The sequence below is a fragment of the Enterobacter sp. DVT3837 genome (genome assembly GCF_056238685.1).
In genome coordinates this window covers 1028154-1048460 of sequence record NZ_JBWDLA010000002.1, presented here as the reverse complement: position 1 = coordinate 1048460, position 20307 = coordinate 1028154, and the positions used below count along the sequence as shown (strand labels likewise).

The window sequence follows — 20307 nt, the reverse complement described above, 5'->3', positions numbered from 1 at the left end:
CGACGTGACCGGTGAACGTGCCAGGGTGGCTCAATCGCCACCCTGGCGACCCCGGGCCAGGGCGTCGCTGCGAGTCAATTATTACGCCTGGAAAATCTGAATCGCTTCTGCTTAAAAAATTTACTGGAGATCCCTCAGCCTGGCCAAACAGATTACAGATAACGCGAAGTCAGGTGTTCCCGGAAGTAGCGGATATTCAGATCTTCACCTGTCGCTTGGGTAATTAACTGCGACGTGGTAAAGCGGCTACCGTGCTGCCAGATGTTCTGGCGCAGCCAGTCAAACAAAGCGGAAAAATCGCCCTCAGCGATGGCGGCCTGTAAACCCGGAAGCGCAGTCTTTGCTGCATGGAATAGCTGTGCAGCATACATCGCGCCCAGCGTGTAGGACGGGAAGTAACCAAAACCGCCGTCGGTCCAGTGGATATCCTGCATGCAGCCGTTGCGGTAGTTGTCTTTCGTGGATAATCCGAGCCAGGCCTGCATTTTCTCGTCCCACAGGGCGGGAATATCGTCCACCTCGATCTCGCCGTTGATCAGCGCACGCTCAATCTCATAGCGCAGCACCACATGTGCCGGGTAACTCACTTCGTCCGCATCGACGCGAATATAGCCCGGCTTCACGCGCTGGTTCCAGGCAATAAAGTTCTCTTCGCTGAACGCCGCCTGGCTGCCAAAGCGGGCGTGCACTGCAGGGAGGAGATGTTTGAGGAAGGCCTCACTGCGGCCGAGTTGCATCTCAAAGAACAGGCTCTGGGATTCATGGATGGCGGTGGAGCGTGCCAGAGCGATAGGCTGTCCTGCCCACGCTCGCGGCAGGTTTTGTTCGTAGCGGGCATGCCCGGTTTCATGAATCACACCAAACAGCGCGCTCAGCAGTTCATCCTCATCATAACGCGTGGTAATTCGCACATCTTCCGGTACGCCACCGCAGAACGGGTGCGCACTGACGTCCAGGCGTCCGCCGTTAAAATCGAAGTCCAGCATCTGCATAGCTTCCAGCCCCAGCTCACGCTGTGTTGCTGTCGGGAAGGGGCCTTGCGGTGGAACAAACGAACGCTGAGCCTGTTTTTCCACCACGTTTGCCAGCAGGTCCGGCAGCCAGGATTTCATATCGCCGAACAGGACGTCCAGACGCGCGCTGGTCATGTCGGGCTCAAAAATATCCAGCAGCGCGTCGTACGGCGTACAGCCTTTGGCTTCGGCCCGCAGGCGAGCCTCTTCGCGACTGAGTTTGACCACCTCTTTCAGGTTGGCGGAAAAGCCCTGCCAGTCGTTGGCGGGGCGCTGCGTGCGCCAGGCGTGTTCACACTTGCTGCCCGCCAGGGATTTGGCTTCCACCAGCGATTCTGGCAGCAGCGAGGCCTGCTGATATTGACGCGTCATTTCGCGCAGGTTGGCTTGTTCGATATCATTCAGATTTTCATCTGCCGCCGCCGCTAACAGGTCGCCGACTTTTTTATCGGTCAGGATCTGGTGTTGCAGGACGCTTATCTCCGCCAGCGCCTCGCCACGGGCAGCGCTGCCGCCTGGCGGCATCATGGTGAACATATCCCAACTGGCGATGGAGGAGAGGTGGGAGAATCGGGAGAGACGCTGGAAGGTGCGGGTGAGTTGTTGGTAGTTGTTGTTTTTCATGAAGTCCTCGTGTCTGAATCAGCCGATGACAAAAATTAGCATCGGCTTGATTTAAACACGAAGGCGGTGGATTGTTAATGCAGACGTTTATGCAAACTGGCGCCAACCAGCAGCGCGGCGCACAGCATCAGCGCAATAAACCCCCCCACGCCGTTCCAGCCGTAGTTATGCCAGAACACGCCGCCGAGCGTCCCGGCAATACTGGAACCGAGATAGTAGCTAAACAGATAAAGCGACGACGCCTGACCTTTGGCCCGACGGGCGCGTGGGCCTATCCAACTGCTGGCGACCGAGTGGGCGGCGAAGAATCCCGCGGAGAAGAGCAGCATTCCAGCAAAAATCAGCCACAGGGAGGAGAAGAGCGTCAACAGCAGGCCGAGTAACATCACGCCTGTGAATACCAGCATCACCGGTCCCCGCCCGAAGCGTGCCGTCATCGCTCCGGCTTTTGGAGAACTCCATGTTCCGGTCAGATAAGCGACAGAAAGCAAACCGACAACGGCCTGACTCAGATGCCACGGTGAGAGCATCAGGCGGTAGCCAATATAGTTAAACAGCGTGACGAAGGAGCCCATCAGCAGGAAGCCGACCAGAAACAGGCGCGGCAACCCTTTATCACGCCAGTGCAGACGGAAGTTGATAAACATCGTTTTAGGGCGCAACGAGGTGGGGCGGAAATGGCGCGATTCCGGCAGAATTTTCCAGAACATCAGTGCAGAGGCAAGGGCGAAGCAGCCAATGACAGCCAGCGCAATACGCCAGTTAAAGAGGTCCGTAAATACCCCACTCAGCAGACGCCCACTCATCCCGCCGATGGAGTTCCCGCTGATGTACAACCCCATTGAGAAGGCAACAAAACTCGGGTGGATCTCTTCGCTGAGGTAGGTCATCCCTACAGCGGCAACCCCACTGAGCGATAAACCAATCAGCGCGCGCATCACCAGAATACCGTGCCAGCTGGTCATCATGGTCGAGAGTAACGTACAGACCGAGGCCAGCATCAGCGCGGTAACCATCACCGGTTTGCGACCGATGGCATCGGAAAGTGGGCCGGTAAAGAGCAGGCCAATTGCCAGCATCCCGGTGGAAATTGAGAGCGAAATGCTGCTGCTGGCAGGCGATACGCCAAACTCGTGAGAGAGAACGGGCAGGATCGGCTGAACGCAATAGAGCAATGCAAACGTTGCCAGACCCGCTGAGAAGAGCGCCAGCGTGACGCGCATAAATTGAGGTGTACCGCGTTTAATGAACTGAACCGGCTGAGATGCTACGGGTAAATCATTGATATCTCTGGCCGGATCGATATCAATGGCAGTTGTACGACTCACACAGTTTCCTTGCTTAAACATCCCCGTGATTTCTGGTGACGGGTATGACCACACGATCAGGGTAGGAAAATGTAAATATTCTGTCTAATATATTAATAATCTCAAATGATACTTTAAAAATATGAATATTGAGCTGCGTCACCTCCGCTACTTTGTTGCCGTTGCCGAAGAACTGCATTTTGGCCGCGCGGCAGCAAGACTGAATATCTCTCAGCCACCGCTAAGCCAGCAGATTCAGAGCCTGGAGCAGCAGGTTGGGGCGCGTCTTCTGGCCCGTACTAACCGCAGCGTGAGTCTGACGGCGGCGGGAAAACAGTTTCTGGCCGACAGCAGACAAATCCTGAGTATGGTCGAGGAGGCCGCGGCCCGGGCAGAACGGTTGTATCTCGGGGAAACTGGAGAATTGCGGATCGGGTTTACTTCGTCCGCACCGTTTATCAGCGCCGTCTCGGAGACACTCTCCTCATTCCGCCGGCATTTTCCGGATGTTCATATTCAGACGCGCGAAATTAATACCCGCGAACAGATTGCGCCACTGAATGAAGGTTCGCTGGATCTGGGACTGATGCGTAACACTCAACTGCCGGACACGCTGTCGTGGCAGGTGATCCTGCGCGAACCGCTGATGGCGATGATCCCTCACGATCATCCGCTGGCTTCGCGTCCGTCTGTCACGCTGGCAGAGCTGGCAAAAGAGCCGTTTGTCTTTTTTGACCCGCAGGTCGGGACGGGCCTGTATGATGATATTCTGGGTTTGATGCGCCGCTACGATCTTGCCCCGGTTATCACCCAGGAAGTTGGGGAGGCGATGACCATTATTGGTCTGGTCGCTGCCGGGCTGGGCGTGTCTATTCTTCCGGCCTCCTTTAAACGGGTACAATTGCGCGAAATGCGCTGGGTTACCATCGCTGAAGAGGACGCCGTTTCAGAGATGTGGCTGGTATGGTCAAAACATCATGAACAGAGTCATGCCGCTCAGCGTTTTAAACAGCAGTTAATTAGCGCCTCTGCAGGGCGATATTTATAGGGAAATACGGGTAAAAATGTGCAGTAAATCACATGGCTAAGTAAATATTTGACGACGGCCATGGAAGTGCTTCACCATAGCCCACAGTTTATTTCGAAGCTCGAAAATAAGGGAGTACGAGGTGGTTGCTGATAGTCAGCCAGGGCATATTGATCAGATTAAGCAGACCAACGCTGGCGCGGTGTATCGCCTGATTGATCAGCTTGGTCCGGTTTCGCGTATCGATCTTTCGCGCCTGGCACAACTGGCACCTGCCAGTATCACCAAGATTGTCCGCGAAATGCTGGAAGCCCACCTGGTTCAGGAGACCGAGATCCAGGAGCCGGGCAGCCGTGGCCGTCCGGCGGTCGGGCTGGTGGTCGAGACGGAAGCGTGGCACTACCTGTCACTGCGCATCAGTCGGGGAGAAATCTTCCTTGCGCTGCGCGACCTGAGCAGCAAACTGGTGGTGGAAGACAGGCTTGAACTGCCGCTCAATGCTGAGGAACCGCTCCTCGATGCGATTGTCTCGCATATTGATAACTTCTTTATCCGCCATCAGCAGCGGCTTGAACGCTTAACGGCGATAGCCATCACCATGCCGGGCATTATTGATACCGAAAACGGCATTGTTCACCGTATGCCGTTTTACGACGATGTCAAAGAGATGCCGTTGGGTGAAGTGCTGAAAAACCATACCGGTGTGCCGGTCTATATTCAGCATGACATCAGCGCCTGGACGATGGCTGAGGCACTGTTTGGCGCGTCACGTGGTGCGCGAGACGTCATTCAGGTTGTCATCGATCATAACGTCGGGGCGGGTGTTATCACTGACGGACGCCTTCTGCATGCCGGAAGCAGTAGTCTGGTCGAAATCGGCCATACCCAGGTCGACCCTTACGGTAAACGCTGTTATTGCGGGAACCATGGCTGTCTGGAGACGATTGCCAGCGTGGAAAGCGTGCTGGAACTGGCGCAGGCGAGGCTCGGCCAGTCCATGAGTTCCTCGCTACACGGACAACCCTTAACGGTGGATTCCCTCTGCGCTGCCGCGCGTCAGGGCGATCTCCTGGCGAAGGACATTATTACCGGTGTAGGTAACAACGTTGGCCGCATTCTGGCCATTATGGTGAATCTTTTTAATCCGCAAAAAATCCTGATTGGTTCACCGCTCAGCCAGGCGGCGGAGATCCTCTTCCCGGCTATTTCGGCCTGCATTCATCAGCAGTCGCTCCCTGCGTATAGCAAAAATATTGCGGTAGAAAGTACCCAATTCTCCAACCAGGGCACGATGGCAGGTGCGGCGCTGGTCAAAGATGCCATGTATAACGGCTCGCTGTTGATCCGCCTGTTACAGGGTTAACTCTTTTCCGCAGATGTAAGAAAAATTGCGCTATCTCAAGCCGGGTAGCGCACGCATCCCGTAGACTTCCCCCACTGAATTATTTACCTGGTTTATATTTCGAAGCATACCCAAGAGGTGGAGCGAGTCATGCTTAAGCGTTTCTTTGTTACTGGTACAGATACCTCTGTCGGCAAGACAGTGGTATCCCGCGCATTACTGCAGGCACTGGCTGCAAGCGGTAAACGCGTTGCAGGGTACAAACCGGTCGCAAAAGGCAGTAAAGAGACGCCAGAGGGATTGCGTAATAAAGACGCTCTGGTGCTGCAAAGCGTCTCGTCGCTGGAGCTGCCTTATGACGCGGTTAATCCAATTGCGTTAAGCGAAGAGGAGAGCAGCGTGGCGCACAGCGGTATGATTAATTACCCCCTGCTGTCTGATGGCCTGGCAAACCTGAGCGGGAAGGTTGATCACGTTGTGGTTGAAGGGACGGGCGGCTGGCGCAGCCTGATGAATGATTTGCGCCCGCTGTCTGAATGGGTGGTGCAGGAACAACTTCCTGTGGTGATGGTTGTGGGTATCCAGGAAGGCTGCATTAACCATGCGCTGCTGACGGCACAAGCCATTGCCAATGACGGCCTGCCGTTGATTGGCTGGGTGGCAAACCGCATCAACCCAGGACTTGCGCACTACGCTGAAATCATCGACGTGCTGAGCACAAAACTGCCTGGGCCTTTGGTCGGTGAGTTGCCGTACCTGCCCCGCGCAGAGCAGCGCGAGTTAGCGCAATACATCGATCTCTCTGCCCTCGGTGGCGTGTTGACCGTAGATCGAGTCGTGGCGTAACGTCCTCGACAGCACGGACGCCACGACACAGGCGACCAACAAGCCGGGCAGTAAAAAATACTGCCCGGTCATTTCACAGACCATCAGCGCCGACATAATGGGCGCATGTGTGGTTGCGGCGAGTAACGTTGCCATCCCTGCCAGCCCCAGCAAAATTGCCGTCTCAGAGCCCGGTAACCACAGCGCGAAAAGTTGAGCAAACAGCATCCCCGTCGCCATACCGACAAACAGCGTAGGCGTAAATACCCCTCCCGGCGCACCCGAGCCGCTGCTGGCCAGTACCGCCAGCAGTTTACAGATAAACACACCGGCAATGACCGACAGCAACGGGGGCGCGATCAGAAAAGCCTGAACCACGCTGTAGCCATTTCCCCATACCTTAGGCGTCAAAAGGGACAGCAGCCCGACGATCAAACCGCCGAGCGCCAGTTGCCACGGCGGTGAAAGTTTGATACGCAGGAATAGCCCATGGCTGAACGTCATCAGCCACATCAGCAGTGGGCCGCAGAGGCCCGCCAGCAGACCCATAGCGAGCAACAGGGCATAATCTGCCGCGTTGAGTATGCCACTCAGATGTACGTCATAGAGCGTGAGGGTTCCGGGCGCTAAAAGATGCGTCGTGAGCAGCGCCACCACCGCAGCAATAACCACGGGGCCAAGCGAGGCCAGCATCAGCGTGCCAAACAGAATCTCCGCAATGAACAGGCTTCCGGCTAGCGGAGCATGGTAGGCGCTGGCCATCCCGGCCGCGGCGCCGCAGGCGATCCAGAGTTTCCATTCGGATTTCGGCGTAAAGCGGCGGGCGAAAAAGGAGGCGGCGAGGGCGGCAAGCAGGATCATCGCGCCTTCGCGGCCAATGGCACTCCCGCTGGCAACGACCAGCAGTGACGCAAGGGATTTCACCAGACTGGCGCCGTAGTCAAACTGACCGTCACCGGTCTCCAGCGCTTCCATATAATCAGTTGGGGCGTGAGGGCGCTGCGCGGTAAATCGTTGCCATCCCCATAACAGTAACCCGGCCGCCAGCCCACCCAGGGCAGGCGTCAGTGCGCGCCGCCAGGGAGAGAGCGCGGCGGCGGCATTCACCAGGCTGCCGCTGTCGTTACTGAGAAACAGCCACTCCAGCAGATACATGCTGTGGCGGAACACCGCAACGGCCAGCGCGGCCAGTACGCCAGTGAGGGTGGCTATCAGGAGTCGACGAAACATTGCCCGGATGTCGGGATAAGTGTGAAGACGTTGCATGAGTCGCGATTAAACGGAGTCGATGCAATATTGTGGCGGGAAATGGCAGGGTTAGCAAAAGGTATGCGTGCGAAAAAGCCGGGCGACGCCCGGCCGTATTTCTACACCATTCCGTTATTACCGTGACGCAAAAATGCCGGGCGCTGGTTGAGTCGTTCAAACCAGGCATCAACGGCGGGTACATCAGGTTTGTCGAAAGGGGTCATTTTCCAGCGATTCACCGACAGCCCGAGCACAACATCTGCGAGAGTAAACCCTTCGCCTGCGGCAAAGGCACCGGTGCGCTGTAACTGCCCCTCAAGGAGGGTGATGCACCCGTTCCACTCTTTTATCCCCGCAGCAATCCTTTCGGCATCGTTATAGTCCGGGTTGTTACGCCCCAGCGCCGGGAAGACATAGCGCCAGGCGTTATTGAACTCGGTTGCCTGCCAGTCCATCCAGCGTTCGACATTGGCACAGGCCTGAGGCTCTGACGGCAGCAGATCATAACGTCCTGCCTTGCGCGCCAGATAACGGCAGATAGAGTTGGATTCCCACAGAACGAAATTATCATCGATCAGCACGGGCACCATGGCGTTAGGATTCAGCGCACGAAATTCATCCGTTTCGGTGGAGGCAAAGCCGCTGCCGTAATCTTCCTGCTGGTACGCGATACCGGCTTCTTCGCAGGTCCAGAGCACTTTACGAACGTTGATCGAGGTGGTTTTACCGAGAATGTTTATCATTGCGCAGGTGTCCTTTAGGGGCGTTCATTGTGCGAAAACAATACATCAGTTCAGCAGAGGAGGTTGGGGCAAAATTTGGTGGGGAGTGCTTTTCCTGACCAGACAGAACGTTTCTGGAAGACGCCTCGCAAACCGCAAAGTAACCTTGTGAAATTAAGGGCTATGTCTTTTCTTAAACCGATCGGGGTCGTAAAGTGCCTGCGTTGCGGCACATCCGCAATCGGGCGTAGGAACCCGTATCTACCATATAGTGACATTTCGTATGTCGCGGCAGCGCCGATCCCGTTACAATTGCGGTGGCGCTGGCGGAGCAGCCGCAAGGCTGGCCGTTTTTCTATATGGGCGGTATTCCTACCTCTGTCAGCGCTACCCCTCGGGCGTAGGAACTCATTGGGTAGTTAATTGAACTACATATAGAAGGATGCCTTACGATGTCTACGATCCCAACCCTGACTTACCTCCCGTCTGACGAAAGCGTCATTCTGCAACTTATCTCCCGGCCGCTTCCGGCTGATGCCGATCTTTTTGACGTTGCCGACAACTGTGCCGCGCTGGTGAGTGTGCTGGTCGAAATCGAGGATGCAACGATGTTTACGACGCTTTGCGAGCGTCTGCTGCACGCCCTGCGGAAGCTAAGGGAACTCTGCGATGTCGATCTTCCGCCAGACCTGATCGCGCAACTGATCATGGGTGAGAAACTGAATTCCTGCGTGCCGGACTGCTGGCAGGATACCGTGACCCAGGTGGACTATGCTCTGGCGCTGACACAAGCGGTTAAGGGCGGAACGCTACCTGCGAATGTAGCGAAAGAGCTAACAGGCTTGCTGCACGATATGGTGTGGCTGCTGGCGGAGTTTGTGAAGGAGCCGCGCATTACTGCGCATTAAGGGTGCTGGTATGGAGGGGCGGTAGCGCCCCTTTGACGTCGTGATAAAAGTAATCAGTTCCTCGTATCCAGGAGTGACGTCCCGTAGGAATTGTCGATGGTACAAAGCCAGCGACCATCGCTCTCCTGTCGAAAAACATAGGTGGCGCGACGTGATATTTCCGTTCTTCCACCCTTGCCATCAGGAAAACGCAGAATGGTTTCCATGATAACAAGCGCATTGCCGCCACCTTCTATCACCCGCATCTCCCCTTGTTCGACAACCAGCTGATCCTGAAAATAATCTGCGATGGCAATAAACGCGCTGCGGATGTTTTCTTTACCTTTAACGGTCATGCCGGGCTTGACCACCAGAGCCGCGTCTTCGGCGTAGTACTCCATCAGGGCGTCATAGTTTTTGGTGGTGATGGCGCGATCGCAGGCTTCGATGATCTGACGCAGCGGATGTGGGGTCATGCGCATTTCCTTTTTAAGTGATTAACACGTATTAACGTAACAGCCTGGTCCGTTTGTATAGCTACCAGGTTTATGGGGGAGTTCGGGGTTTAGGTAACGTTAGGGCGGCTATGAGCGAAGAGCTGACGAGATAACGACGTTTAAGATCCGTTCTGAACGTCAAGCGGACGTCGTAACTCGAACAGGATTCCTGCTAAGATAAGGCATTGATGAAAAAGCATTCAATTGCCAGAAGTTGGCGAAGACAATGGAAGGGAGGAATAATGTTTACCCCGGAGTTTATAAATGAAGAACGCGGCGAGTTTCTTCTTGTGGCCAACCACGGTCTGCTATCACCAGAATCGATAAGACTCAGTATTGCATACAATATTGCCAGAATAGGCTGGGGACTATCGCAGCTTCCACCGCATATTCACACATGCCGGGTCGTCTATGACATCAGAGGGCAATCCATCCCTGATCATGTTCAGGCCCAGGTCAGGCAAGCGCTTGAACAAGTAGCCATTGTGGAGTTTAAAAGCTGATGGGACTTCAGTTAATTATCAAAGCAGAACGTAGCAAGATAGAAAAAGCATTGGGATTGCTGACGTCAGAATGTGAAATATTCCCGGTCGCTGAAGGCCTTTTCGGTATTTCCATTTCGGAGCGAAGTCTCTCATCCGCGGGTGAAGCTGCCATCCTAAAAAAAATTGAACCACTCACACGTTTTGACCTGTGGCAGGGAGCCTGGCAGGAGCCCAGGAGACGTTGGCTTTGGTGAGTTTCAGCGCTGAACGAGTTGTGGAAGTCGTATTGCGTGTTGGGCACAGATCGCCTGTCCTCATTAGCAAAGCGGTTTAAGTCTCTCAATATAAAGATATGTATGTCTGCTCTTTGCACGAAGCTATCGTAGGTTAGGCCCAAGGACAGCTTTGAGCGAGGAGCGGACATTTGATTGCAGCAGATATGTAGAAAGGAGTCTGGGCTAGCCGCAATGAAATAAGGTTCTCAGACTTATTGAGGTGAAAAATAAACATAAACTGATGATTTGGGGTTCAGGCTGGGAGTGCACTGACGCGCTGCGTTTGTCCAACGGCTCACGGGCACGCAATAAATTGTACCCACGCTCACCGTTTTCACTAGTGGGCCCGCGGGCCCATTTTGCGTAAAAGAGACATTCCGGTAGATATTTCGTTTCAAATCTTGAGTCATGCACCCTGATGCATAACCATTCATGCTCTCAGGATTCACCTGCGCTGTTTTGCGTAATTTTTGCCTAGTAAGCTGTGGTTTTTCATCGACTCCGCACTCAAATCGCTCTGAGCACGTCTGAGCGGTGCGCGTAATGAGGCGTTATGGTAAATCGATTGTCTGCCCATTGCTAGGTGCTTAATTCATGTTTGTTGTGTGTCGCTTTAGTTGAGCATGTGGTGTTTACTTAATATTATTCAAGCTCTCACACGATTCGACCGATAAAAACTACTTCAATAGAAAAATTGTGGAGTATTTAATGCGTACTGTAACTACAGAAAAAGAGTTGGCTAAAGCCGTTCAAGACGACTTGGATACGATCGTTATTGAAGGAGATTTAGCTAGTAAGACAATAAAAATAAAGGCGACAGGAAAAGCTGCATGGGCAATAGCTTTTGGTGCAATAAGTCTTGCTGCATACTCACTTATTGCAACTTTAGGTACTGGTGGTGCAACTGCGCCTGCTACCGCAACCTCTGGACTAATAGCTGGCGGCGCAGCTGTTACTGTCTTAGGTAGCGCAACTACCGCAAGCGCTATAGCTGTGGCTGTCGCTGCAGGAGGTGTTGGCGTGCTATCAAAATTGAGATCTTATAAAATCGTTGAAAAATCACAGGACCGCGTGGTCTTAGCGCGAGGGTGACTGTTATGCCTATAGCCAGACAGCCGACTACATATGAATGTGTGAGGTGTGGTTGGAAAGAAACCATAGTTAATGGCGGTGATGTCGTTATTGAGGGGGTCGATATGTTTACTGTTTGCCCAAAATGCAAATGTGATCGAATAACAGCAAGGTTATCGTCAAAAAGTGAGAAGCTGATTGGTGAGTTTAAAAAAATTTTTCATTAACACATCAATTAATGGATCAGCAAAAATCCCGTTATTGCGGGATTTTTTATTGGTTCGAGCAATGAGGCGTTATGCATAAATTGATGCTGTGATCTGCCCCCAATGGCTAAGGATAGCGTTGCATCGACCCATTGAACTCACAGCGAACAGCAGACGTTTGTCATTGAGTATCCATGGTTCTTGCTAGCAATGCCGTGAGTCAAACAATTGGGAACATGTCACCGCTCCTGGCACAAAGCGGGCGAGCTAACTAAGAAGCAAGTCAGCTGTGAGCGAAGACTTGACCTGCCCCCAGGATTAGATACAACCTTCAGTTAGTAATGTCGGTTGGTTTTTCTTCATATTTCCTGTTTCGCCAGTCCGTTGCGAATTCAGCTGGTGTCTGGTAATCCAGCGATGAATGGGGACGGCACTCGTTATAATCCTGCCGCCAGTCATTAATCGTTTTCCGGGCATGAAGAATATCGCTGAACCAGTGTTCATTCAGACACTCATCGCGAAAGCGTCCGTTAAAACTCTCAATAAATCCGTTCTGCGTTGGCTTACCTGGCTGGATAAGCCGTAGTTCCACACCATGCTCAAAGGCCCATTGATCGAGCGCGCGGCAGGCAAATTCCGGGCCCTGATCGGTTCTTATTGTCGCCGGATAGCCCCTAAACAGCGCGATGCTGTCCAGAATACGCGTGACCTGAACGCCTGAAATACCGAAAGCAGCGGTGATTGTCAGACACTCCTTCGTGAAATCATCCACACAGGTCAGGCACTTGATCCTCCGACCGTTGGCCAGTGCGTCCATAACGAAATCCATCGACCATGTCAGGTTCGGCGCATCCGGGCGCAGAAGCGGAAACCGTTCGGTTGCCAGCCCTTTACGGCGTCGTCTGCGTTTTACGCTCAGTCCATTAAGGTGGTAAATACGGTATACCCGCTTGTGATTGACGTGAAGGCCCTCCCGACGCAGCAGCTGCCAGATGCGGCGGTAGCCAAAACGCCTGCGCTCCAGTGCCAGCTCAGTGATGCGCCCTGATAAATGCGCATCAGCTGCCGGACGCTGAGCCTCGTAGCGGCAGGTCGACAGGGACAAACCTGTAAGCCTGCAGGCACGACGTTGCGACAGACCGGTCGCATCACACATAAACTCAACGGCTTCCCGCTTCTGGTCTGTCGTCAGTACTTTCGCCCCAGAGCCACCTGAAGTGCCTCCTTATCCAGCATGGCTTCGGCAAGTAGCTTCTTGAGGCGGGCGTTCTCCTCTTCAAGAGATTTAAGCCGCTTCACCTCAGGAACTTCCATGCCACCAAACTTCTTGCGCCAGGTGTAGAAAGTGGCATCGGAAATGGCGTGCTTACGGCAGAGCTCACGGGCAGAAACTCCGGCTTCCGCTTCGCGAAGAATACTGATGATCTGTTCGTCGGAAAAACGCTTCTTCATGGGGATGTCCTCATGTGGCTTATGAAGACATTACTAACATCGGGGTGTATTAATCAACGGGGAGCAGGTCAGACTGGCTGTTAAACCGACGTTACGTCCTGATGTTCAGCAATTGAATGCCGGAGGTAGCGGGTCGGCGTTGTCCCCGTATATTGGCGGAAGAAGACAATAAAGGCACTGTCACTGACAAAATCTAGCTGCTGTGCAACCTGACTTAGCGACATACCCTCGCACAACATTTCCATCGCTTTCAGCAGCCTCCACTGTTGCCTCCAGCTCTGATAACTCATTCCCGTTTCCCGGATAAATATACGGCTTATCGTGCGTTCACATGCCCCTACCTTCTGGACTAATTGTCCAAGCCGTGGGGGTAATTCGCCATTGCGGATGGTGTTTAGCCAGGTATTCAGGCGAATATCTGAGGGAAACCGTAACGTCCAGTTTTCGCGATGGGCATTTTTAATTTCCTCACAAAAAACATTGATTAGACTGCTTTGTCGTTCTGCGGGCATTCCCCATGGCCAGAATGCCATCCGCTCGATCACCTCAAAGAACAGGGGATTAACTTCAACAATCTGCAGAGGTAATGCTGATAACGGTAAAGTGCTAGAAAAGTACAGAGAACGGTAGGCCATCGTACCCTTCATTATGGCGCGATGAACCGTGCCGGCCGGTATCCATGCCGCACGCCTGGGTGGAAGCAGGCAAAGGGTATTATCCAGCTCAATTGTGATACTTCCCGCCGCCGAAAAAAGTAACTGATGACGAAGGTGGCTGTGCATCCCTGAATCATGTACCCCCATATCGGATGCAATTCCGATAACCAGATCGTCGAACAGATCCGGATCGAAAGAATCTTGAGGGTTTATCTTCATTGAATGTCCGATTTTAAATATATGTAGTCGTAATAATGGTAATTCGACATGGCAACTTCCGCAATGATAGCTGCATATTCTGCTTATCTGAGGATTGTTGTTATGAACACCGATAAACAGCCACCGTTGTGGCTTCTGACATTACTGATTATGTTTCCTCAACTGGTCGAAACCATTTACAGCCCTGCATTGCCTGACATTGCCCGTGCTTTTCAGGTAGGCAGTGAACGTGCCGCGCAGACACTTTCTGTCTATTTTGTCGCGTTTGCCGTCGGCGTTGCGCTCTGGGGCTGGTTAAGCGACCATATCGGTCGGCGACCGGCGATGATGGCCGGACTACTGTGCTACGGGACCGGTTCCGCACTGGCGCTTGTAGCTTCAGGCTTTAGTATTTTGCTCATGGCTCGCATGGTGGCGGCCATGGGGGCAGCAGCCGGATCCGTTGTCGTTCAAACCATGTTACGTGATAGTTACGAATCGACGGCCTTAGCCCGCGTCTTTTCTGTTATGGGTGCGGCGTTGGCAATCAGCCCGGTTTTCGGTCTGGTGAGTGGAGGCTGGCTGGTTAGCCTGTATGGACATACCGGCGTATTTGTTGCGCTGGGGTCACTGGCGCTGGTTCTGCTGACACTGACCGCATTCTTGCTGCCAGAAACGCGGTCGGAAAATACTTCCAGTACCCGTTTTGGCGGGCTGGTTTACCGAATGGCGGGTGATGGAAGGCTGTGGAAAAATGCAGTGCTTGTTGTGCTGCTCAATACTATGATTTTCAGTTACTACAGCCTTGCGCCGTTTCTTTTCGGGCAACTGGGCTGGAGTCCCAGGGCTTTCGGATGGACGGGAATTTTACTGGCTTTTGCTTCTCTGTCGGGCAGCCTCTGGAACCGGAAACTGTTGTCTATCGGTTTGTCACCAGAACAACTGGTGAAGAATGCCTGCCTGCTGGCCCTGTTATCGGGAATTGCTGCATGGGTTTTACAGCAATCTGTATGGATCCTATTGCCGATGACCGGGATTGTGGTTGCCTATGGCATCGCGATTCCAAACGTGTTGAGCCAGGCCCTGAGGCAGTATCGTGAACAGGCCGGGGCAGCCGGAGCGCTGTTTGGATTAGTCTACTATATGTTGTTGGGAATGATGCTGGGACTTGCCGGTATCGTGCAGCAGCTGGGATTAGTTCTGACAGCTTGTGCAGTAACAGCCTGTTTTTGCAGCCTTTCTCGCCACTAAGCCTGCTGGATTTAATATTGACCTGGGAACCTGTCAGAGAATGGGTTCCCGGTGCAATATAGAATGGTTTACGCCAGCTGCAGCCCGATTAGCTAAGGAATGGCCGTCATGCTGGAAAATTCATTCAGGAAAGCGTTGATAGCGTAGCGCGTAATTTCTCTGCACCACCGTAAAGAGCATGTCCACTAATCATATGCTCCGTGCCATTAACCGTCGCCAGCAGCACAGGCACTCCTCGGATACCTCGCTGATTCATAAGACGCTTCACTTTCGCGATCCTCTCGTCCGTGATATGCCGCAGCGCTTTATCGGTTTCAAGCGCCAGAGTGACTCCTTCATGCTTTAACGCAAGGTTGTTTTTCCCGGCCCAGTCCTCAACGATATCACCCACCACGTCAGGTCTTGAGGTGTCTCGCCCCTCAACATAGCGGGCATGCTGTAGCGTATGAAGAAGATGTGTCTCGGCCGACGGGTTGATGTCACGAACCATGGTCAGAGCACGATTCATAAACGTCGAATCAAACCGCGTACCGCTCATCAGAAGCTGATGATAGCGCTCGCTGAAAGGCTGCCCGGTGAGTGAAGCGATGCGCCGATCGTTAGACCAGGCGTACTCCGCCCATTCCGCGGTGATGTCCCGGGCTCCCTCATCGCTGAACAGCCCGCTGGGCATTAGCTCAAGTTTATCAGCGTGGTGCTGAGCAAGGTAACCCAGCGCCGGCGCGCTGGCGTAGCACCAGCCGCAAAGTGGATCAAATAAATACTGCAGTCTCTCAAAACGCATGTTGCCTCCTTCATAACGGAATAGCGTCATCATAATGCGTTCGAACCTCGTTAAATACGGGCATTCAGTAAATGCAGTGTTGCGTAAAATGAGCGAATGGCTTAAGCCGGTACACCCACGAATTTATTGTCTGACCGGTAGTCGTCATGACGTCTACCGGTACACGCTCATATTCAGCACCTTCAAACTGATCGAGTACATCCCAGTGATTATGCAAATTCGCTGAAGTGAAAATAAAACCCTGAACACGATTACCTGAGTCATCCAGCACGATCCCCGGATACCCCATCTCTGCACCCCAGCCTTTATTTAACAGAGACCCGCCCACGTGTCCTTCCTGCCACGACCCACCGATATTCTCAAGAATATGCGCATTAGGTCTGCCTGGACCGAGCGTCCCGTACACGAACAAACTTTCCATTATCCCTCCGATAACATGATGAAAATAAAATGGTTATTTGTTTCGATTTTGATTTTGGGACGAGGGCCTGACAAATCATTTGTTCTCACATCATGCGTGAATTATTATCACGCGTATGATGTTCGATCGCCTCCCACCCTTGCAAACGCTTCGGGCTTTTGAAGCCACTGCGCGGCTCTCCAGCATGACGCTGGCGGCAGCGGAGTTGCACGTCACGCACGGCGCGATAAGCCGGCAAATCCGGAAGCTTGAAGATCATCTGGGGATAAAGCTATTTCACAGACTGACGCGACAGATAATCCTGACGGAGGAGGGGGCTGAATTCCACCCTGCGGTTACACGCCTTCTGGGTGATTTAGTGAGAGAGTCCGAGCGTTTACGCGAAAGGAGCCCAGCAAAAAGTTTGCGTATCAGTACAACGGTTTCATTCGCCAGTAGGTGGTTGGCCCCACGTCTCAGCCGTTTCAGGCAGCGGCATCCTGAACTCGATATTCAGCTGGATGTTACTGACATTAATGTGGATCTTAACGATGGTCAGGTCGATGCAGCAATTCGTTATGGCCGTGGTAATTATCGCGACGTCTGTTCTGAGCGAATCTTGAGTGAAACAGTCACCCCTGTCTGTAGCCCCGACTTTATTAAGGAACATAACGGTCTGAAAGAAATTAAGGATCTTTCAAACTGCGTGCTTCTTCATGAGTACAGAATGCTGGCGAACTGGGAGGCATGGTTTGAAATGGCCGGAGAAAACCATTTCAGCGGCCATCAGGGGACCTTATGGACGCTTGGCAGCATGGCGACCGAAGCCGCTATACGTGGCGAAGGCGTGGCTCTGGGACGGAGTGTGCTGATTGCAGATGATGTCGCTGCCGGAAGGCTTGTTGTTCCGTTTCCGCAATACAAACTTAAAGCAGAACGGGGATACGATTTAGTTTACCGTTTGGATAATAAGGATTCGTTTAAAATACGAACGCTGAAGCAATGGCTGTTCGAAGAAATAAGCCTGCTGAAAGATTAACAGGGAACCCTACAAACAGCTAAAAAAGCCGCAAGCAGTTATCTCCTTACGGCTTCGGAACAGGTAATGATTATTCTCGTAATCAGGCCGCTTTCACCGCTCTGATTTTTTTATCATCAACCGCATCGGCTTCTGTTTTATCTGCAACAACGGCGGCATTGAGATCGGGAAGCTTGCTGGTACGCAGAATATGCTGCACGGCCTCTTTCTGCTCGGCGAGATACAGACCAAGATCTTCAGCCAGTGTTTCATCCATCTGCATTCCGCTTTGCAACAGCCAGTCGGTGAACGCGTCTGCCATATCAAGCAGCTTGTCGTGAGCGTCAGCTTCTTTCTTACTGGCAAATGTCATTTTCTCTTCACCTTTTCTTACGACAACATATTTTGTTTCAACAGCCATTATGCGCACCTCATACTGTAATTATATACAGCATAACAGCTCCGGGTTTATGTTGCAGCTAAAAAATGCTGACATTTCTAGCGGGCAGGGGGCTCATTCGAAAATCGTGCGCTGATCGCATCACGTTCATAGCCCTGCGGCTGGGTCAATATCTGGTATAAATCGGGGCGGCGACCGTGGATCCAGCGGCGTCCGGTGCTCATGGCAAGCAGACTTAAATCCAGCTCAGCGCTCACCATCGCATCTTCAGCCGCCCAGGTTTCATTCACGATCCTGCCATAGGGGTCGAGGATCATGGCATTCCCTGTGCGCACTTCGTCATCATCTGCACCCACACCGTTGCTGAAGAGAACAAATAATCCATTGTCATGTGCACGGGCAGGCAGCCAGCGCATGAGCCATTCCCGACCGCTTGCCCCTTTGAATGCGGCCGTAATTTCCTCCTTGCGCGTTTCCCGCTCCTCCCAGAGCGACAGCGGAATAGGCTTCATTCCGTGAGGGCTGCGGGAATCGGTACCGCCTGTTTGATGCGGTGCGAGAAGAATATCGGCACCCAGCAACGCCGTCGCGCGTACATTTTCGACCAGATTATTGTCCCAGCAAATCAATATGCCGACTTTCACTCCCCACGGCGTATCAAAAACGGTAAAGCTGTCCCCGCTGCTGATAGCTGGATGTTCAAAAGCATGGAGCTTACGGTGCGTATGCATTGAGCCATCCGGCATACAGGCAACATACGCATTGTAGAGGCGGCCATCGTCGGCGCGTTCAATAAGACCGGCGCCAATAAGCATTTGATGTTTGATCGCCAGAGAGCGAATGAGCGTCAGGGAAGGGCTTTCAGCAATCGGCTCTGCCAGAGCTGATACCTCCGCTGAGGTGAGTTTGGGGACATGCCAGTAGCCGGTGATACACATTTCAGGGAAGGTGAGAATTTTCACCTGCTCAAGCGCCGCTTGCTCAATAAATTTCTCCATTATCAGCAGGTTGTATTTTTTATTACTGGCCTGATGCTGAAACTGTACGGTTGCCGCCTTTAAGGATTGATGTTCGTTCATGATGTATCTCCAGTTGTCATCGAAACTGAATTACATAACGCTTTCCGATAACTGTATAATCAAAACATTTCTGATTTTAATAACCATCTGGAATGCAAAATTGAACATCCGGTTGCTTAAAGCCTTTGTGGTACTGGCTGAAAAAGGGAACTATGCCGATGCGGCGCGGGCGCTGTTTATCTCGCAACCGGCATTGACCAAACAGATTAATCTCCTCGAATCTCAGGTGAATATGTCTCTTTTTTCACGAGGTCGTCACGGCGCAGTACTGACGGCCAACGGCAAACGTTTACTGCCAGAGGCTGAAAAAGTGGTCAGGCAAACCCAGTTATTTATGCAGCATGCTGAGCGAGTCTCAAAAGGGGTTGAAGGGCATATTGCCGTCGGGTTTGGTCTCTCAAGCTTTTATCTGGCACCACGCTGTATTGCAGACTTTCGTCGCGACTTCCCGGGAGTCGAGATGTCCTTGACGGATCTGCCTTCATTCCAGCAGTACGAGCAATTGCAAAATGATGAGCTACAGGTGGGGTTTGTCAGGGTTCCTCCCCCCGTGGCGCTTGAATACCTGCCGTTATTTACCGATCGGCTGGTTCTGGTTGCGCCCGCCGCGTCGCCGACAATGTCTGTGGCTGAGTGGCTCGCGAAACGCCCTCTGTTGCGGCTTTATGATGAGCGAGGACGGGGTTTAAACGCACAGATTGACCGCTTCCTGCATGACAACGGTCTTTTCATCTCATCGACGCAACTGACTGACGATATACAAACTATCGTCGCGATGGTGGTTGCGGGGATCGGTGTGGCTATTCTGCCCACCAGCGTGACCCATATCGCGCCGCCGGAACTGGTGATTATTCCGCTAACGGGGGAGTCAATAAGCTGGGAGGTGGGCATCGCCTGGGACGCAAGCAGGGAGGATGTCATCCGTGACAATTTCATTGCTAGCGTAGCTGCTGCGTTTCCGGGCCACCCAGACTCCGCCGCCATGCGCCAGGCGCCTGACCATACTGACGTTTAAAGCTGCGGTTGAAGGACTGCTGTGAGTCAAAGCCCAGCGCGATCGCCACGTTCAGGATCGGTTCATCACTCTGAGCCAGCCGTTCGACCGATTTTTGCAGCTTTTGCGCGCGAATATACTCGGCGAGAGGGGAGCCAGTATGCTCTTTGAAGAGCCGCTGGAGGTGCCATTTTGAGTAACCGGATCGCCTGGCGACGGACTCAATGTCCAGACGGCTATCAAGGTTGTTGTCGATCCAGTCGAGTAAATCATGCATAAATGCGCCAGTGTTCATCTGGTTACCCTCATACCGCTCGTCTAAAAGTATCTTTGTCTGTTGCATTTAAAGGTTGGCTGGTTTTTACGTTAATTGCAAGTTTTATTGTTGCATTTAAATCCTTGAGCGAAACGGCTCTTTTCCCTTCGACTCAAATAGCACATAAAGTGCAACAATTATTCTTGCACTTAGTTAAGCGCCTTCCTACAATCGCCGCGAATAGTGTATTCATTACTGTTACAGTTTTGTGGCGATGAACGGCACAAATG

The 20307-nt window shown here is 52.8% G+C and carries 22 protein-coding genes; 10 read left to right on the top strand and 12 right to left on the bottom strand.

Translation table 11 applies throughout. The features are described 5' to 3' along the window. Positions 1 to 152: 152 nt before the first annotated feature. Entirely contained in the window at positions 153 to 1637 is a 1485-nt protein-coding gene (locus AC0XWG_RS19925; RefSeq protein WP_475680979.1) for a carboxypeptidase M32, read from the bottom strand. Between the two features lie 74 nt (positions 1638 to 1711). After that, entirely contained in the window at positions 1712 to 2965 is a 1254-nt protein-coding gene (locus AC0XWG_RS19920) for an MFS transporter (RefSeq protein WP_049005701.1), read from the bottom strand. 121 nt (positions 2966 to 3086) lie between these two features. Here AC0XWG_RS19920 and AC0XWG_RS19915 point away from each other — a divergent pair, with 121 nt between their 5' ends. The 3 genes from AC0XWG_RS19915 (at position 3087) to bioD (ending at position 6159) form a co-directional block, all read left to right on the top strand. Then, the gene (locus tag AC0XWG_RS19915; protein WP_475680978.1) at positions 3087 to 3992 is read left to right on the top strand and encodes a LysR family transcriptional regulator; all 906 of its coding nucleotides are present in this window, start codon (positions 3087 to 3089) and stop codon (positions 3990 to 3992) included. 121 nt (positions 3993 to 4113) lie between these two features. Beyond that, a complete protein-coding gene (gene mlc, locus AC0XWG_RS19910) occupies positions 4114 to 5334 on the top strand; it encodes a sugar metabolism global transcriptional regulator Mlc (protein ID WP_028017362.1) in 1221 nt (406 codons plus the stop codon). A gap of 129 nt (positions 5335 to 5463) precedes the next feature. After that, entirely contained in the window at positions 5464 to 6159 is a 696-nt protein-coding gene (gene bioD, locus AC0XWG_RS19905; protein WP_028017363.1) for a dethiobiotin synthase, read from the top strand. Here the strand turns inward: bioD and clcB are convergent. Then, entirely contained in the window at positions 6094 to 7404 is a 1311-nt protein-coding gene (gene clcB / locus AC0XWG_RS19900) for a voltage-gated ClC-type chloride channel ClcB (protein ID WP_134708336.1), read from the bottom strand. The two genes, bioD and clcB, sit on opposite strands and share 66 nt — an antisense overlap. Positions 7405 to 7505: 101 nt before the next feature. Next, positions 7506 to 8129, bottom strand: coding sequence for a glutathione S-transferase family protein (locus AC0XWG_RS19895; RefSeq protein WP_134708337.1), 624 nt, complete (start codon positions 8127 to 8129; stop codon positions 7506 to 7508). Between the two features lie 431 nt (positions 8130 to 8560). Between AC0XWG_RS19895 and AC0XWG_RS19890 the strand changes: the two genes are divergently transcribed. Then, a complete protein-coding gene (locus AC0XWG_RS19890) occupies positions 8561 to 9016 on the top strand; it encodes a hypothetical protein (protein ID WP_128347924.1) in 456 nt (151 codons plus the stop codon). A 53-nt stretch (positions 9017 to 9069) separates the two neighbouring features. Here the strand turns inward: AC0XWG_RS19890 and AC0XWG_RS19885 are convergent, their stop codons facing one another. Continuing rightward, the gene (locus tag AC0XWG_RS19885; protein ID WP_475680977.1) at positions 9070 to 9471 is read right to left on the bottom strand and encodes a YybH family protein; all 402 of its coding nucleotides are present in this window, start codon (positions 9469 to 9471) and stop codon (positions 9070 to 9072) included. Positions 9472 to 9734: 263 nt separating this feature from the next. On the opposite strand from AC0XWG_RS19885, the gene AC0XWG_RS19880 reads away from it, so the two are divergent. The 3 genes from AC0XWG_RS19880 (at position 9735) to AC0XWG_RS19870 (ending at position 11344) form a co-directional block, all read left to right on the top strand. Next, on the top strand, positions 9735 to 9995 hold the full coding sequence (locus tag AC0XWG_RS19880) for a hypothetical protein (protein WP_028017368.1): 261 nt from the start codon (positions 9735 to 9737) through the stop codon (positions 9993 to 9995). Continuing rightward, entirely contained in the window at positions 9995 to 10231 is a 237-nt protein-coding gene (locus AC0XWG_RS19875; protein ID WP_256066410.1) for a hypothetical protein, read from the top strand. The genes AC0XWG_RS19880 and AC0XWG_RS19875 overlap by 1 nt, the downstream gene beginning before the upstream one ends. A 729-nt stretch (positions 10232 to 10960) precedes the next feature. After that, a complete protein-coding gene (locus AC0XWG_RS19870) occupies positions 10961 to 11344 on the top strand; it encodes a hypothetical protein (protein ID WP_028017370.1) in 384 nt (127 codons plus the stop codon). 516 nt (positions 11345 to 11860) lie between these two features. Here the strand turns inward: AC0XWG_RS19870 and AC0XWG_RS19865 are convergent. Then, positions 11861 to 12981, bottom strand: a protein-coding gene (locus AC0XWG_RS19865; RefSeq protein WP_134708787.1) for an IS3 family transposase whose coding sequence is annotated in 2 segments (ribosomal slippage) — positions 11861 to 12723 and positions 12723 to 12981 — 1122 coding nt in all. Because the reading frame shifts where the segments join, the coding sequence is not laid out codon by codon here. 80 nt (positions 12982 to 13061) lie between these two features. Then, positions 13062 to 13856, bottom strand: a complete 795-nt coding sequence (locus tag AC0XWG_RS19860) for an AraC family transcriptional regulator (RefSeq protein WP_134708339.1) — start codon at positions 13854 to 13856, stop codon at positions 13062 to 13064. 102 nt (positions 13857 to 13958) lie between these two features. Between AC0XWG_RS19860 and AC0XWG_RS19855 the strand changes: the two genes are divergently transcribed. Continuing rightward, complete coding sequence (locus AC0XWG_RS19855; protein WP_475680976.1) at positions 13959 to 15086, top strand: MFS transporter; 1128 nt, start codon at positions 13959 to 13961, stop codon at positions 15084 to 15086. Between the two features lie 124 nt (positions 15087 to 15210). On the opposite strand, the gene AC0XWG_RS19850 is transcribed toward AC0XWG_RS19855, so the two are convergent. Then, positions 15211 to 15870 carry a DsbA family protein gene (locus tag AC0XWG_RS19850; protein WP_475680975.1) on the bottom strand — a complete coding sequence of 220 codons (660 nt, stop codon included), beginning with the start codon at positions 15868 to 15870 and terminating at the stop codon, positions 15211 to 15213. 64 nt (positions 15871 to 15934) lie between these two features. Next, a complete protein-coding gene (locus tag AC0XWG_RS19845) occupies positions 15935 to 16291 on the bottom strand; it encodes a gamma-glutamylcyclotransferase family protein (protein ID WP_028017374.1) in 357 nt (118 codons plus the stop codon). Between the two features lie 115 nt (positions 16292 to 16406). Here AC0XWG_RS19845 and gcvA point away from each other — a divergent pair, with 115 nt between their 5' ends. Next, a complete protein-coding gene (gene gcvA, locus AC0XWG_RS19840; protein WP_475680974.1) occupies positions 16407 to 17309 on the top strand; it encodes a transcriptional regulator GcvA in 903 nt (300 codons plus the stop codon). 82 nt (positions 17310 to 17391) lie between these two features. Here the strand turns inward: gcvA and AC0XWG_RS19835 are convergent, their stop codons facing one another. Continuing rightward, complete coding sequence (locus tag AC0XWG_RS19835) at positions 17392 to 17709, bottom strand: YebG family protein (RefSeq protein WP_475680973.1); 318 nt, start codon at positions 17707 to 17709, stop codon at positions 17392 to 17394. Between the two features lie 77 nt (positions 17710 to 17786). Next, complete coding sequence (locus AC0XWG_RS19830; RefSeq protein ID WP_475680972.1) at positions 17787 to 18767, bottom strand: nitrilase family protein; 981 nt, start codon at positions 18765 to 18767, stop codon at positions 17787 to 17789. A 100-nt stretch (positions 18768 to 18867) separates the two neighbouring features. On the opposite strand from AC0XWG_RS19830, the gene AC0XWG_RS19825 reads away from it, so the two are divergent. Next, positions 18868 to 19782 (top strand): LysR family transcriptional regulator, encoded by a 915-nt coding sequence (locus AC0XWG_RS19825; protein WP_475680971.1) that lies wholly within the window; start codon positions 18868 to 18870, stop codon positions 19780 to 19782. Here the strand turns inward: AC0XWG_RS19825 and AC0XWG_RS19820 are convergent. Continuing rightward, positions 19706 to 20056 carry a helix-turn-helix domain-containing protein gene (locus AC0XWG_RS19820; RefSeq protein ID WP_028017378.1) on the bottom strand — a complete coding sequence of 117 codons (351 nt, stop codon included), beginning with the start codon at positions 20054 to 20056 and terminating at the stop codon, positions 19706 to 19708. The two genes, AC0XWG_RS19825 and AC0XWG_RS19820, sit on opposite strands and share 77 nt — an antisense overlap. Positions 20057 to 20307 lie beyond the last annotated feature (251 nt).